At 73.4% G+C, this 14,068-nt stretch carries 12 protein-coding genes; 11 read left to right on the top strand and 1 reads right to left on the bottom strand.

Translation table 11 applies throughout. The features are described 5' to 3' along the window. The first annotated feature begins 113 nt into the window (after positions 1–113). Positions 114–1,553 (top strand): aldehyde dehydrogenase family protein, encoded by a 1,440-nt coding sequence (locus GA0070213_RS08700; protein WP_091060392.1) that lies wholly within the window; start codon positions 114–116, stop codon positions 1,551–1,553. A 1-nt stretch (position 1,554) separates the two neighbouring features. On the opposite strand, the gene GA0070213_RS08695 is transcribed toward GA0070213_RS08700, so the two are convergent. Then, positions 1,555–2,790: an SUKH-3 domain-containing protein gene (locus tag GA0070213_RS08695; RefSeq protein WP_091060387.1), complete on the bottom strand. Its 1,236-nt coding sequence runs from the start codon at positions 2,788–2,790 to the stop codon at positions 1,555–1,557. Between the two features lie 78 nt (positions 2,791–2,868). On the opposite strand from GA0070213_RS08695, the gene GA0070213_RS08690 reads away from it, so the two are divergent. The 10 genes from GA0070213_RS08690 (at position 2,869) to manA (ending at position 13,982) form a co-directional block, all read left to right on the top strand. Beyond that, positions 2,869–3,282, top strand: coding sequence for a YbaB/EbfC family nucleoid-associated protein (locus tag GA0070213_RS08690; protein ID WP_091061465.1), 414 nt, complete (start codon positions 2,869–2,871; stop codon positions 3,280–3,282). A 3-nt stretch (positions 3,283–3,285) separates the two neighbouring features. Further along, the gene (locus GA0070213_RS08685) at positions 3,286–3,642 is read left to right on the top strand and encodes a hypothetical protein (protein ID WP_091060383.1); all 357 of its coding nucleotides are present in this window, start codon (positions 3,286–3,288) and stop codon (positions 3,640–3,642) included. Positions 3,643–3,666: 24 nt separating this feature from the next. Continuing rightward, positions 3,667–7,938, top strand: a complete 4,272-nt coding sequence (locus GA0070213_RS08680; RefSeq protein WP_245716340.1) for a toxin glutamine deamidase domain-containing protein — start codon at positions 3,667–3,669, stop codon at positions 7,936–7,938. Beyond that, positions 7,935–8,399, top strand: a complete 465-nt coding sequence (locus GA0070213_RS08675; protein WP_091060377.1) for a hypothetical protein — start codon at positions 7,935–7,937, stop codon at positions 8,397–8,399. Before GA0070213_RS08680 ends, GA0070213_RS08675 begins: the two co-directional genes overlap by 4 nt. Beyond that, a complete protein-coding gene (nfi, locus tag GA0070213_RS08670) occupies positions 8,396–9,079 on the top strand; it encodes a deoxyribonuclease V (protein WP_091060374.1) in 684 nt (227 codons plus the stop codon). Before GA0070213_RS08675 ends, nfi begins: the two co-directional genes overlap by 4 nt. Before the next feature lie 114 nt (positions 9,080–9,193). Further along, positions 9,194–10,162 carry a hypothetical protein gene (locus tag GA0070213_RS08665; protein ID WP_091061463.1) on the top strand — a complete coding sequence of 323 codons (969 nt, stop codon included), beginning with the start codon at positions 9,194–9,196 and terminating at the stop codon, positions 10,160–10,162. 181 nt (positions 10,163–10,343) lie between these two features. Continuing rightward, complete coding sequence (locus GA0070213_RS08660; RefSeq protein WP_091060370.1) at positions 10,344–10,550, top strand: Trm112 family protein; 207 nt, start codon at positions 10,344–10,346, stop codon at positions 10,548–10,550. Beyond that, positions 10,547–11,743 (top strand): SIS domain-containing protein, encoded by a 1,197-nt coding sequence (locus tag GA0070213_RS08655; protein ID WP_091060366.1) that lies wholly within the window; start codon positions 10,547–10,549, stop codon positions 11,741–11,743. Before GA0070213_RS08660 ends, GA0070213_RS08655 begins: the two co-directional genes overlap by 4 nt. A gap of 28 nt (positions 11,744–11,771) precedes the next feature. Continuing rightward, positions 11,772–12,818 (top strand): cation diffusion facilitator family transporter, encoded by a 1,047-nt coding sequence (locus tag GA0070213_RS08650; RefSeq protein WP_091060363.1) that lies wholly within the window; start codon positions 11,772–11,774, stop codon positions 12,816–12,818. A 3-nt stretch (positions 12,819–12,821) separates the two neighbouring features. Further along, a complete protein-coding gene (gene manA / locus GA0070213_RS08645; protein ID WP_091060360.1) occupies positions 12,822–13,982 on the top strand; it encodes a mannose-6-phosphate isomerase, class I in 1,161 nt (386 codons plus the stop codon). Positions 13,983–14,068 lie beyond the last annotated feature (86 nt).

Raw genomic sequence — 14,068 nt, 5'->3', positions numbered from 1 at the left:
AAGGTCAGCGGAGGTTCTCGCAATCTGACTGCCATCTTGGCTACTGAATTCGAGGCAGACAAGGGTTTGGGCAACTGTTTCCGCGTGGGCGTCTCTGGTCTACGCTGCCGGACGTGGAGCCGAGAGCCTTCTACGTCGCCGGCCGCCCCGCCCACGGCGATCACGAGTTGACCGTCACCCACCCGTACGACGGGCAGGCGGTGGGACGTACCACGCTCGCCACGACCGACCAGGTCGAAGCCGCCGTCGCCGGCGCCGCCCGGGTGGCGGCGACGGCCGCGGCCCTGCCCGCGCACGCCCGCGCGGCGGCCCTGGACCACGTCACCCGGCGGCTCGCCGAACGCGCCGCCGAGATCGCGGCGCTGATCACCGCCGAGAACGGCAAGCCGGTCAAGTGGGCGAAGGCCGAGGTCGGGCGCGCGATCTCGGTGTTCCGCTGGGCCGCCGAGGAGGCCCGCCGCTTCTCCGGCGACCTGCAACGCCTCGACACCGACCCGGCCGCGACCGGCCGGATCGCCCTGGTCCGGCGGGTGCCGCGCGGGCCGGTGCTCGGCATCACCCCGTTCAACTTCCCGCTCAACCTGGTCGCCCACAAGGTCGCTCCGGCACTCGCCGTCGGCACCCCGATCGTGGTCAAGCCGGCCCCGGCCACCCCGCTCACCGCCCTGCTGCTCGGTGAGATCCTCGCCGAGACGGACCTGCCCGAGGGCATGTTCTCGGTGCTGCCGCTGCCCAACGAGCGCGCCGCCGACCTGGTCGCCGACCCGCGGCTGCCGGTGGTGTCGTTCACCGGCTCCGGGCCGGTCGGCGCGGCCATCCGCCGGGCCGCCCACGACAAGCACGTCACCCTGGAACTGGGCGGCAACGCGGCGGCGGTGATCTGCGCCGACTGGTCGTCGGACGAGGACCTGACCTTCGCCGCGCAGCGTGTCGCCACGTTCTCCAACTACCAGGCCGGCCAGTCGTGCATCGCCGTGCAGCGGGTCCACGTGCACGAACGGCTCTACGACCGCTTCCTGCCCCGGCTCGTCGCCGCCGTCGAGGCGCTGCGCACCGGCGACCCCCGCGACGAGTCGACGGACGTCGGCCCGCTGGTCTCCGTCGAGGCGGCGCGGCGCGTCGAGGCCTGGGTCGCCGAGGCGGTCACCGCCGGGGCCACCGTCGAGGTGGGCGGCCGGCGCGACGGCGCCACCTGTCCACCCACCGTGCTCAGCGGGGTGCCCGCCGACGCCAAGGTGTGCGCCGAGGAGGTGTTCGGGCCGGTGCTGGTGGTCGCCCCGGTCGCGGACGACCGGGCCGCGTTCGCCGCGGTCAACGACTCCGCGTACGGGCTGCAGGCCGGCGTCTTCACCCACCGGCTCGACGTGGCGTTCGCCGCCGCCCGCACGCTGGAGGTCGGCGGCGTGATCGTCGGCGACGTGCCGTCCTACCGGGCCGACCAGATGCCCTACGGCGGGGTGAAGGGGTCGGGGGTGGGGCGGGAAGGGCTGCGCAGCGCCATGGAGGACTACACCGAGCAGCGCGTCACGGTGCTCACCGGGATCGAGCTGTAGGTCACCAGGTGCCGTCGTCGCGGACCCGGGCCGGGGCGCGACCGAGCAGCAGGGTGGTGAGGGCGGCGTCGATGTCGGCACCGAGAAACCACTCGCCGGCCTGGTCGAGGGCGAAGACCCGGCCGTGCTCGTCGACCGCGAGGATGCTCTCCTGACGTTCGCTGCCCAGCGGGAAGAGGCGGGCGCCCAGGACCGCACCGAAGTCGGCAAGGGTGTCGGCGGTGTGCGCCGCGCGCAGCGGATTCGTCGTGAATCGGCTGATCCACACCTGCTCGCCGGGCCCGCGTCGCCGACTGAGGACGGCCGGGAACGCGGTGAGTGCCGCCTCGGCGGCCGGAAAGATCTCGTGTTGGTGGTGCTGCCCCGTGCTCTCCCTCGTCTCGGCGATCGCACCCAGCGCGAGGGCCTCGTTGAACATGCTGACCTGCCAGCCGCCGTCCGTGAGCGCGAGAGCCACCTCGTCCGGGAGCCGTCCGGGTTGGACGACGTCCTGCGGCTCCGGGCGCCATTCCTCGACGAAGGCCAGATCGGACCAGGGTAGGACCGCGAATCGCACCAGGAACCTGACGCACGAGTCGCAGGGGAGTTCGGCCGCGCCACCCGCCGGATCACCTGGCTCGCGGATCCGGAAGAACTCGATCCGGCCGGTGCCCAACAGATCGCGGGCCTCCTCGTAGGTGAGTGGCGGTAGCCCCTCCGCTGCCCGGCGGTGGTCGTGCTCGTGCAGGGCGTCGGAGACGGCGATCATCTCGGCGTGCCGTTCGCCGCCCCGGACCAGATGGCCGGCGGGTAGCTCGTCCAGGTAGGACCGGACGAGCGGATGGTGGCGCAGCTCGACGTCACCCTTGGCACCCTGCGCCACGTGCAGTCGCCCGTCGAGTGTGAGATGGGCGGCGGCGCCGGGGGTGGGCAGCCGGGTCAGCTCGCGGAGCAACTGCGCGGCCGGGTCGACGGTGCGGGGGGCGCGCGGTTCGGCCGGGCGGCGTTGCCGGTACATCTCCTCCACCGCGCCCGCCGGGACCCGGGGCCAGGTGGACACCTCGCCGGTCTCCTTGTCGATGACCGTCGTCGGCAGGTCGCCGGGCAGGGCCCGGGACTCGGTGGCCACCGTGGACACGATCACGTAGCCCAGGTCGAACTCCTCGACCACAGGCGTGCAGGGGAAACCGAGGCGGTCGGAGTCCCGCCGGGCCCACACGGAGGCGATCTGCTCGGCCTGCTGTCGCTCGATCACCACCTGAAATTACCGGACCCCATGGATTTCGTGGCACCCGGTATGGTCGGCCCTACCCACGGTGACGGAAGGGGAGTGGCGGTGGCCGAGAGTTCGGACCGGGATGCGAACCGTGCACTACGCGCGCGATTCGACGAGGTGTACGGCCAGTACCAGCGCCTGCGGTCCGGTCTGGACGAACTGCAGACCAGGCTGGCCGAGTTGCGGGTGACCGAGCGCTCCGACGACGGTCAGGTCACCGCGGTGGTCGGGGCGCGGGGCGAGCTGATCAGCGTCGAGGTCAGCCCGGCCGTGTTCCACGACCGCGATGCCCGGGCGCTGAGCCGGAAGATCACCGAGACCGTGCTGCGGGCCAACGCCGCCGCGGGCAGCGCCACCCGTGAGCTGCTCTCCGGACATCTGCCACCCGGCTCGCCGTCGGTCGAGTTCCTGCGTACCCACGATTTCGGCACGCTGCTGGGCCGGGCCGACGCAGTCATGTCGCGCGGCGAGTGACCGGTGACCGGGGGAGAGATCTGGCTGGACGCGGAGCGCGCCCGGCGCGGCGGCGCCGACCTGGCCGCGACCGGCCGGGCGGTGAACGCGGCGCGACGGGAGACCGGTGACCCGATTGCCACGGCCGGCGCGCAACGGCCGTGGGGGCGGGACGACATCGGCGCCGCGTTCGACAAGCACTACCAGGGTTACGCCGCGACGCTGCTGCGGGCCTGGGAGCTGCTCGGCCGGTCGCTCGAAGGGATCGGCTCCGACGTGGTCCGCTCGGTCACCGCGACCGTCGAGACGGACCTGGGGAATGCCCGTGACCTCGGGCAGATCCCGCACCAGCGGCACAACCCGCATCGGCCCTGGCGCTGACCACCGGAGGATCCGCGCGTGAGCATGCTGCCCAGCCCGATCCCGCATCCGCTCGACTACTGCCCCTGGGAACTGCCCGGCTGGATCTACGAGGCGCTCGACTGGGTGGTCGGCGTGGAATGGCCCGAGGGCAACGAGCGAGCCGTCTGGGACCTGGCTGACCAGTGGTACGGCGTGGCCGGCGTCCTGACCGGCCCGCGCGACGACGCGGTCACCGCCGCCGGCGAGGTGAAGAGCGGATACGGCGGTGTCGGCCTGGTGGCCCACGCGTTCGACACGGCCTGGGACAGGGTGGCCGGTGACGAGGACGCCCCGCTGCACGTCCTGGCCGCGGCCACCGACGAGTTGGGACGACTGGTCGACTCCTGCGGCTGCGACATCGAGGGCGCGAAGCTGGAGGCCTGGATCGAGCTGGGCATCCTGGTCGTCGAACTGCTGTCCCTCGTGGTGGTCACCGCGCTGACCCTGGGCACGGCGTCACCGGCGGCCGGGGCCGCGATCGCCGCCACCCGGGTCGCGGTGCAGCAGATATTCAAGCGGCTGGTGGCGCAGCTGGCCCGCAAGGCGGTCCGGGAGGGACTCAAGGAGGCGGGCGAGCGAGCCGCCAAGGAGGCGGTCAAGAGCGGTGCCCGAGGGCTCGCCCGCAAGGCGGTGCTCGGTGGCCTGGTGGAGGCCGGGCAGGAGGCCGGCACCAGCCTGGCCACCCAGGCCTACCAGAACTCCACCGGCCGGCGGGACGGCCTCGACCTCACCGACGTCGGCGCGTCGGGGCTGGGCGGTTTCGCCGGTGGAGCGGCCGCGCCCCTCGCCGGTCTCGGTCGGCACGCCAGCGGGCGCTTGGCCAGGGTCGGGGAGCACTTCGGGCGGGAGATGGCCGGCGAGAGCCTCGCGGAAACCGCGGCGGGGCTGGCCACCGGCCAGGGGCCGTCGCTGGAGGACCTGGCCCGCGCCGCGGCCTCCGGGGTGAGCGGCTCCGCCACCGGACAGGCCGACACAGCGCTGCACCACCGGCTCGACGGGAAGCTCGGCGGCGTCGCGGCTCTGCCGGTCGGCCTGGACGTGCCACCCGGGATCGACCCGGCCGCGTCCATCCCGACGCAGCGGACACCGGAGCCGGCGGTGTCCGTCCACCCTGGCGAGCCGGTGGCCGGTCAGGCTCGGGCCGATCTCACCAGTGGCACCCCATCCGTCGCCCCGCCGGCGATCGACGCATCGGCCAGCACCCACCCTTCTCCGGCGGAGTCGGCGCGACCGGGGCCGGGGGCGAGCACCTCCCCGGCGTCGCACTCGGCGAGCTCCGGGGCGGCGGCGGTGACGATCGGCCCGGCGCACGGGGCGGTCACCATCACTCCGACCTTGTCCTCGGTGACCGTCGACGCGCCGATCGCCAGTGCCTCCCTCGCCGCTCCGACCGACGTCCGAAGCGGTCCGGCCCCGGCCCCACCCGAGATGACCTCACCTCCAGCCACGCCGGTGCACGCGGCAGCGTCGGTGACGCTGTCCCCACCGACCACCGACAGTCCGTATTCTCTGGGGACGCCTACCCCGGATCGGCTCGTCTCGGGGGGCGGCGAAGGACACATCGGCGCGTCCACGGCCCCGACGGTCCACCCGCACCTCGCTCCGAGCCCGGGCGCACCGGCCATCGGTCCGGAGCCCCGGCCAGCCCCGAACCCCCGCTTTCCGCTGCTGGAGACGTTGGCCCCGCCGCGCCCCTCAACCGACTCCTCGGCCCCCTTCCACGGTCCGCCCGACCGCCACCCCGCCCTTCGGCGCGAGACCCCACAGGAGCGGGCCGCACGCGTGGCGGCCGACCGCGAGGCGCTGGACCGGCGCCGTTACCGGGGCTACCTGGCGTCCCAGCGGGCACTGCACGAGGAGAACCGGCGACAGTCGCAGGTCAGGGAGTTGCGCGAACTCGCCGAGCAGCATTACGAGGCGGCGCGTTGGCTCCTGACGAGGGGCTACGAACTGCGCCAGGCCGGGCAGCACCACCTTGCCGACCAGCACGTACGGGAGGGGCGGCTGCGGGAGCAGTTGCACTATCGGGCGGTCGACGAGGCGGACGCGGTACGCGCCGGCAATCGCTTGCCGGAGCGGGTCATGGTCGAGGACGACCTCGACTTCTACCGGATCAACGACGATGTGGCCGACCTGGCGCCCGGCGCAGTGGAGACGGCCGACGAGTCCGCGCTGAGCGGTCATCGCCACCCGCCGCCCGTGGACCGGTCGCGCCCCTACGGTCGTCGTGGCGGGCTCCGGCCTCCGCTCGCACTGCACCAGACCGACCTCGAACGGCAGATGCCCCGCAACCCGGACGGCAGCGTGGCCCGCACCGCCGATCCCCGGCGCGGCGGGTGGTTCCGGCTGGCGAACGACGGCGGTCCGGCCGCCGACGCCACCCGGGGCATCAACTGCCTCGACTGCACGCTGTCGCTCTTCGAGACGTGGATGCACGGCCGACCACGGGTTGCCGCCCCGCGTACCTTCGACGGCTACCTGGCGGGTGACGTCCATCGGCCGGTCGGCGGTGAGGTGGACGGGCCGCTGCGGGTCGAGGAGACGACCGGCGGCCGGTTCCAGGACCTGTGCGGGCCCGACCGGCCCGGGGCCACGGGTGCCGATCGGCGGAGGGTCGTCGAGCGTGGCTACCGCGACCTGCACGCACAATTGGCGTCGGGTGGCCACGGCAGCTACGCCTTCCTCATCACCAGCTTCGAGGGCGGCGGCTCGCACGCCTGGGTCGCGCTGAACCAGAACGGCACGGTCCTCTACCTCGATCCGCAGAGCGGGACGGTGGCCGACCAGCCGCTCTACCGCCACAGCGGCGCGCCGTTCGTCGGCAACGTGGTCGACGTGGACGCCCTGGTCCTCGGTCCGGACGGCCGCCCGATGCCGCTCTCCGGCCGGCCGCCCGGCAACTTCACCGTCCTGCCGGAGCCGCCGCCCCGTCCGGCGCCGCCCCGGCTGCCGGCCCCGCCGCCCCTCGACAGCGGGACCCCGCCGGATTTCAACCGTGTCCACCTGCTCGGTGAGTCGACCACCTTCCACCGCCCGCCGGCTGCCTCGCTCCCGGGCAGCGCGCCACCGGCCGAGCCGAAGCCGGATCAGGTACGCGGTGCCCACCGCGAGGCGCATGCGGCCCGGATCGCCGCCGGGCTCTACGTGCGCGACGCACTGTCGGCGAGCGGCAGCCTGGACGCCGCCTTCGCCGCCGGGGTGACGCCTGTCGAGTTGGCGCAGCACGCCGACGGGCCGACGCTGCGACGGCTGGTGCCGGGGCTGGACGAGACCGCGGCCGGCGACCTGAAGCGGTTGTTCGCCGACCCTCGCGTCCAGCGGATGCTCGACCAGAGTTGGGAGGCGCCGCCCCGGCGCGAGGAGTTGCTGGCCGAGACGCTGGTGCGGCAGCTCGCGGAGCGGCCCGACCTGGTCCGGATGATCCTGGCAACCCCGGAACTCGCCAACTCCCTGACAGCCCGCCCGGTGACCCTGCATCATCTGGCGAGCCATCAAGAGGCTATCGACGTACTCGGCGACGTGCTGGACGAGATTCGGGAGCGAGGTGCGACGGCGGTCGCTTCGGCTCCCATACCTGCCGTCGAGCCCACTCCGCTCACCCGAGAACAGATCGGCATGAGCCTCTACTTCGAGGGCGATCGCCCGGTGGCCCTCCAGCCCAAATTTGACAAAGGTCGATCCAGCGACCTGGCATACCGGAGGTCTTATCTGGACAACTTGTATCAGGAGGCAGAGATAGCGCAGGGTGAACTGGACTCGCTTGGTCATGAGCTGGCTGGACTCTCGGCTTACGGGGCCGACTACAAGCCACGACCTGGGCCGAAGGATCGTGCCCGTGCCGAGGACAAGATCGAGCGGAACGGTGGGCAAGCTGATCGTCTTCGTGACCTAGCCGCAGGCAGAGTCTCCTACCAGACTGTGGACGACCTCTACGCCGGACTTGCGAACCTCCGCACCAATCCACGCCTCCGGGTGGCAAGATTTGAGGACCGGTTCCGCAACCCTCAGGACAGCGGATATCGAGATATCCAGTTCTTGGTGCGAACCTCTAGCGGCCATGTAGGTGAGTTCCGGTTGCAGTTGGCCGCCCTGGATCAGGTGGCGGAATGGGAGCACTCCCTGTTCGAGGTGTCGCGTGACCTGGAGGCGGTGCCTCGGAGCCAGGGCCGTAGCCTCTCTGTCGCGGAATCAGCGATCCGGAAGGGCATCGCTCGGCGTCAACGCGAACACTTCTGGGCCGCACTTCAATCGACCCTGAGCGGTGGACAGCGATGACGGAAGCGGCGGACGGGCTCAGCCTCGCTGGTTACTACGACTACTACGACACCCCGGTGAAGGTCGTGCCCACGGCGGAGGGTGGTCTGACCGCGTGGCGGTTGGATCGGGGGACAGGTGGCTGGCAGGCGGCCAACGACATGATCGACGAGATTGTCTTCGCCATGGGAGGCGAGATCTTTGTCCGGTCGGCGGATCGATTCGTCCAGCGCGTCGAAGAAGAGCGGGGTCTGAGCCTCAAAGGTGACGGGCCGGTGTACGCGCTCTACGAGACCGTTCGGGCGATCGAGGAGCAGGCCATCGCTGAGCGACGTGCGTACACGCCGGAGGAGGCGGCACTCGTCCGGGGAATCCGGCGGCGGACCTTTGTGATGTTCGAGGAGCAGCTTCGGCAGGCCGGGGACCCCGGTGCCGACCCCACCATCGCCAGCGCGCCGGGCGGGGACCCCGAGCGGTCGTGACGGTGCCGTACCGGCCGCCGGCCGACGTGGCGGAGGCGAGACGCGTACAGGAGGAGTTGCGGGCCCGGGTCGAACTGGTCGGGCCGGGTCCGAGCGTGCCCGCGACGGTGGCCGGGCTGGACGTCGCGTACGCGCAGAGCGGCGACCGGCTCGTGGCGGCCGTCACGGTGCTCGACGCCGTCAGCCTCGACGTGGTGGACGAGGCGGTGCACGTCGGTCGGCCGGCCTTCCCGTACGTGCCCGGGCTGTTCGCCTTCCGGGAGATGCCGGCGCTGCTGGCGGCGCTGGACCGGTTGACCGTCCGGCCCGAGCTGCTGGTCTGCGACGGGCACGGGGTGGCGCATCCACGCCGGTTCGGGTTGGCCTGCCACCTGGGTGTGGTGACCGGGGTGCCGGCGATCGGGGTGGGCAAGACCCCGCTGGTCGGGTCGTGGACGGGGCCGGGCCTCCGACGCGGTGACCGGTCCGCCCTGCGCGACGGCGACGAGGTGGTCGGGCAGGTGCTGCGGACCCGGGACGGGGTTCGTCCGGTCTTCGTCAGCGTCGGGCACCGGATCGGGTTGGACGAGGCGGTGGAGCGGGTACTGGCCCTGACGCCGCGTTATCGGCTGCCGGAGACCACCCGGACCGCCGACCGGCTCTGCCGGCAGGCGCTCGTGGCCCACGACAAGCTGGGCTGACGACATTCGCGTGTCGCGGCACACATGTCGAGCGTTCGATGAGCAGGGGTGCTGGTGCGCGGGTAGTAACCTCACCCGGCGGATTGCGTCCGGGACGGAAACGGTGAGGTGGAGATGTCGGTGAGGCGGCACGCGGCGCGCTGGGCCACGGTCGGCGCGTTGCTGGGTGGCCTGGTGGCCGCCCCGGCGTCCCCGGCGATGGCCGACGGCGACCGGGTCGGGCTGCGCTCGGCGGGCAGCTTCACCGCCGGCGGGTCGGCGGGCGCGGTGGCGATCGAGGTACGCAAGCGCACCGAGGGGTGTGTGCAGTTGCGCACCGTGCTCGGGCTGAGGCTGGACGGCCTGCGCGCGGACCAGGTCCGGGTGCAGGTGGCGACCGCCGGCCGCTGGGTGGCGGTGCCGGTGGCCGGCGGCGGCGGTGATGGTGGCGTGGTCACCACCGGGCAGGTGGCGCCGGTCGACCGACCGCTCTGCAAGGGCAAGGGCGCCGTCGTGCGGTACCGGGTGACGTTCCTGGCCGGCGCCGTCGGCGGGCGGCTGGAGCTGGCCGGTGAGGCGAGCGCCGCGAACGGCCAGGTGCTCGGCCGGGCCGGCCGGTCGGCCCGGCTGGTGGGTGCGGAGCGGACACCGAGCGCGACCCCGACGCCCTCCCGCAAGCCGTCGCCGACCCCCACGCCCAGCGCGGTCGTGTCCACCGCGGCCGAGGCTGCCGGCACGTCGCCGCTGGTCGCCGCCGTCGACCCGGCCGCCGGCGCCGCTGCCGACTCGTCCTCCGGAGGTTCCCTCATCATGTGGTTCGGCATCGCGCTGGTACTCGTCGGCGCCGCTCTCATCGTCCTGCTGCTGGTGCGCCGCAACCGCGCGGACCGGGCGGACGGCGGCCCGGCCGCCGACCAGCCGCCGGTCCCGCTGCCGCGCAGCAGCACGACCTACCGGTCCCAGACGCCCGGAGCGACCCCGACGGTGTACGGCGGCGCGACGCCGCCCCGCCCGAGCGGCAACGTGTACGGTGCGCCGCCGGCCACACCGCCGGCCCCGCCGGCCGAGGACGCCACAAGCGTGTTGCCCCGCATGCCGGACTGAGCCGGAACGCGGAGGGTCACCGGGCTACGGTGACCCTGAGTGGCGGCAACGTGACCCGCCCACCGGGCCGATCGGCGGGTGTCGAACGGGATCCGGTGCCGGGCGCGGTTCGCCGTTAAGATCGCGTGCGCCGGACGGCACCGCCGACCGGTGAGACCGCATACGTGGAAGGAGCCGCGCCGTGGCCCTGGACCCGCAGTTGCTCGAGATCCTCGCCTGCCCGGACACGCACCACGCCCCGCTCGACTACGACCCGCAGGCGCAGACGCTGACCTGCACGGAGTGCGGTCGGGTCTTCGAGGTGCGCGACGACGTCCCGGTGCTGCTTCTGGACGAGGCGCGCGGTGGGCCCGGCTCCGACGACGCGCGGGGCGGGTCGTCGCGGTGATGGACGGTACGGCCGGGGTCAGCGGGCACCGGCACGCGGACGAGGCCCTGCTGGACGATCCGGCGTTGCTGGCCGAGCACGACCCGGGCGGCATGCTCCGGTTCACCGCCTCGGCCGGCGCGCAGGTGCGCGAGTCGGCGGCGTTGGCCGCCGAGGCGAACCTGTCCGTGCTCGGCGACGACGGGCGACCCCGGGCGGTGGTCATCGCCGGCATCGGCACCGCCGGGCGTACCGGTGACGTGCTGGCCACGGTCGCCGGGCCGCGCTGCCCGGTGCCGGTCATCCCGCACCGCAGCGCCGGCGTGCCGGGCTGGGTGGGCGCGGCGGACGTGGTGATCGCGGTGAGCGCCTCCGGCCGCAGCCCCGAGGCGTTGGGCGCGGCCGAGGCGGCGCACCGGCGCGGGGCCCGGCTGGTCGCGGTCGGCGCTCCGGACTCGCAACTCCAGTCGGTGGCCGAGCGGGCCCGGGCGCCGTTCATTCCGGTGCCCCGCCGGGCGCCGGCCCGGGCGAGCCTGTGGGCGCTCACCGTGCCGGTCCTGCTGGCCGCCCGTACGCTCGGCCTCGTGAAGGTCAACGAGGCGGACCTGGCCGAGACCGCGGCCCGGTTGGACGCCGACGCCGACCGGTGCCGGCCGACCGCCGAGTCCTTCGTCAACCCGGCGAAGTCCCTCGCGTTGGGCCTGTCGGGCTCGATCCCGATCGTCTGGGGCTCGTCCCCGTTGGCCACCGTGGCCGCCCGCCGGTTCGGCGACACGTTGTCGGCGAACTCCCGCTACCCGGTGGTCAGCGGGGCGCTGGGCGAGGCCGGTCGGGGCCGGGTGGGCCTGCTCGACGGCGTCTTCGGCGGTTTGGCGGAGGGGGAGCGGGACATCTTCGCCGACCCCGGCGACGCCGGCGACGAGGGCGTCCGGCTGCGGCTGGTGCTGCTGCGCGACGGCGGGCTCAACGCCGACGACGACACCGACGAGCCGCTGGCGGTGGAGGAGCGCCGCGCGGACGCGGTGCAGACGCTCGCCGACCGGCGCGGGGTGCGCTGTGACGTGGTGACCGCCGAGGGCGGCTCCGCGCTGGAGCGACTCGCCTCGCTGGTGGCGGTCCCCGACTTCGCCTCGATCTATCTCGCCCTGGCCCACGGGCTGGACCCGATGGCGGTTCCGGCCATCACGGAAATGAAGGAGCTGGCAAACCAGTGAGCACGTGCGGCATCGAGCGAGGCGGGGAATGAGCGCAAACGGGGGCACCAAGGCGATCGTCGCCGCCCTGGCGGCGAACCTCGGCATCGCCGTCACCAAGTTCATCGCGTTCCTGCTGACCGGCTCGTCGTCGATGCTGGCGGAGTCGATCCACTCGGTGGCCGACTCCGGCAACCAGGGTCTGCTGCTGATCGGCGGCCGGCGGGCCAAGCGGGAGGCCACGCCGCAGCACCCGTTCGGCTACGGCCGGGAGCGTTACATCTACGCGTTCATCGTGTCGATCGTGCTGTTCAGCCTCGGTGGCCTGTTCGCGCTCTACGAGGCCTACCACAAGGCGTCCGACCCGCACCCGATCGAGAACTGGCAGTGGGTGCCGGTGGTGGTGCTGCTCGCCGCGATCGTGATGGAGGGCTTCTCGTTCCGCACCGCGATCAAGGAGTCCAACCTGATCCGGGGCAAGCAGACCTGGGTCCGGTTCATCCGCCGGGCCAAGGCCCCGGAGCTGCCGGTGGTGCTGCTGGAGGACTTCGGCGCGTTGGTGGGTCTGGTCTTCGCGCTGTTCGGTGTCGGCATGACGCTGGCCACCGGCAACGGCATGTGGGACGCCGCCGGCACCGCGATGATCGGCGTGCTGCTGGTGGTCATCGCGATCACGCTGGCGATCGAGACGAAGAGCCTGCTGCTCGGCGAGGGCGCCGAGCGGAGCGAGCTGGCCAAGATCGAGCAGGCCGTCACCGGCGGTCCGGAGGTCGAGCGGATCATCCACATGAAGACGCTCTACCTCGGTCCGGAGGAGCTGTTGGTGGCCGCGAAGATCGCGGTGCCGGCCTGCGAGAGCGCCGAGGAGTTGGCCCGGGGCATCAACGCCGTCGAGGCGCGGATCCGCCGCGAGGTGCCGATCGCCCGGGTGATCTATCTGGAGCCGGACATCTGGAGCGCGGCGGCCCAGCGGGCGGGCACCGGGCAGGCCGCCGACACGGCCGTGCCGGAGGCCGTGGGGGACGACGCCGCCGGCGCGGGCGCGCCGGAGGCCGCGACGAAGGCCGACGAGGTGGCCGGACGACCCGGGAGCTGACCGATGGAGTTGTTGCAGGGCCGGATCCGGGACTACGCCTGGGGTTCGCGGACCGCGATCGCCGAGTTGCAGGGTCGGCCGGTGCCGAGCGACGGGCCGGAGGCCGAGCTGTGGCTGGGGGCCCATCCGGGCGCCCCGGCCACCGTCGACCGGGACGGCCGGCCGGTGAGCCTCACCGAGCTGCTGGTGGCCGAGCCGGGGCACTGGCTGGGTGAGCGGCTGGTCGGCCGGTTCGGCACCCGGCTGCCGTTCCTGCTGAAGGTGCTGGCCGCGGACGCGCCGCTGAGTCTGCAGGCGCATCCGGACGCCGAGCAGGCGCGGGCCGGGCACGCCGCCGACGACGGGCGGGTCAACTACGTCGACCCGTACCACAAGCCGGAGCTGCTGGTGGCGCTGAGCGAGTTCGAGGCGCTCTGCGGCTTCCGCGACCCGGCCGAGTCGGCGGCGGTGATCGGCGGGTTCGGCGTACCCGCGCTGGAGCCGGTGGTGGCCGCGTTGCGCACCGGGCCGGCGGGCCTGCGGGAGGCCGTACGCGCGTTGTTGAGCTGGCCGGAGACGGAGCGCGCCGGGCTGGTGGCGGCCGTGCTGGCGGCGGCGACCGCCGGGCCGGCGTCGCCGGACGCCGCGCTGGTGCGGACGCTCGCGGCCGGCTATCCGGCCGACCCGGGTGTGGTGGTGGCGTTGCTGCTGCACCACGTCCGGCTGGCGCCGGGGGACGGGATCTGGATGCCGGCCGGCAACCTGCACGCCTACCTGCGCGGCACCGGTGTCGAGATCATGGCGGCCAGCGACAACGTGCTGCGCGGCGGGCTGACCCCGAAGCGCGTCGACGTGGAAGAGTTGCTGCGGGTGTTGCGGTTCGAGGTGCTGGCCGACCCGGTCCTGCGGCCGGAGCGGGTGGCGCCCGGGGTGTCGACCTGGCCGGTGCCGGTGGAGGACTTCGCGTTGCACCGGGTGACGGTGAGCGCCGGTTCGCCCGGGGCGCGGCTGACGTTGCCCGGCCCGCGGGTGGTGCTCTGCCGGGCCGGCAAGCTGTCCGTGGACGACGGCGTCGGCGTGGTGACGTTGGGCGCGGGCCAGTCCGCGGTCGGCACCGCGGCCGGCGGCGCGCTGGCGCTCGCCGGGGACGGCGAGGCGTTCGTGGCCACGTGCGGCCTGCGCTGAACCGCCGGATTTCCGGAAACGGCCCGCACCTCGGTCGCCGAAGGTAACTTCATGGGTACGCAGCGTTGTCGCGACGAAGGTCCGGG

This window comes from Micromonospora humi (genome assembly GCF_900090105.1).
Classification (GTDB): Bacteria; Actinomycetota; Actinomycetes; order Mycobacteriales; family Micromonosporaceae; genus Micromonospora; species Micromonospora humi.
This window is presented reverse-complemented; position numbering and strand designations above follow the sequence as displayed.

Coding starts and splice junctions, on each gene's coding strand:
- GA0070213_RS08680 (WP_245716340.1), top strand. CDS start 3,667: ATGCTGCCCAGCCCGATCCCGCATCCGCTCGACTACTGCCCCTGGGAA.
- GA0070213_RS08675 (WP_091060377.1), top strand. CDS start 7,935: ATGACGGAAGCGGCGGACGGGCTCAGCCTCGCTGGTTACTACGACTAC.
- GA0070213_RS08665 (WP_091061463.1), top strand. CDS start 9,194: ATGTCGGTGAGGCGGCACGCGGCGCGCTGGGCCACGGTCGGCGCGTTG.
- GA0070213_RS08650 (WP_091060363.1), top strand. CDS start 11,772: ATGAGCGCAAACGGGGGCACCAAGGCGATCGTCGCCGCCCTGGCGGCG.
- manA (WP_091060360.1), top strand. CDS start 12,822: ATGGAGTTGTTGCAGGGCCGGATCCGGGACTACGCCTGGGGTTCGCGG.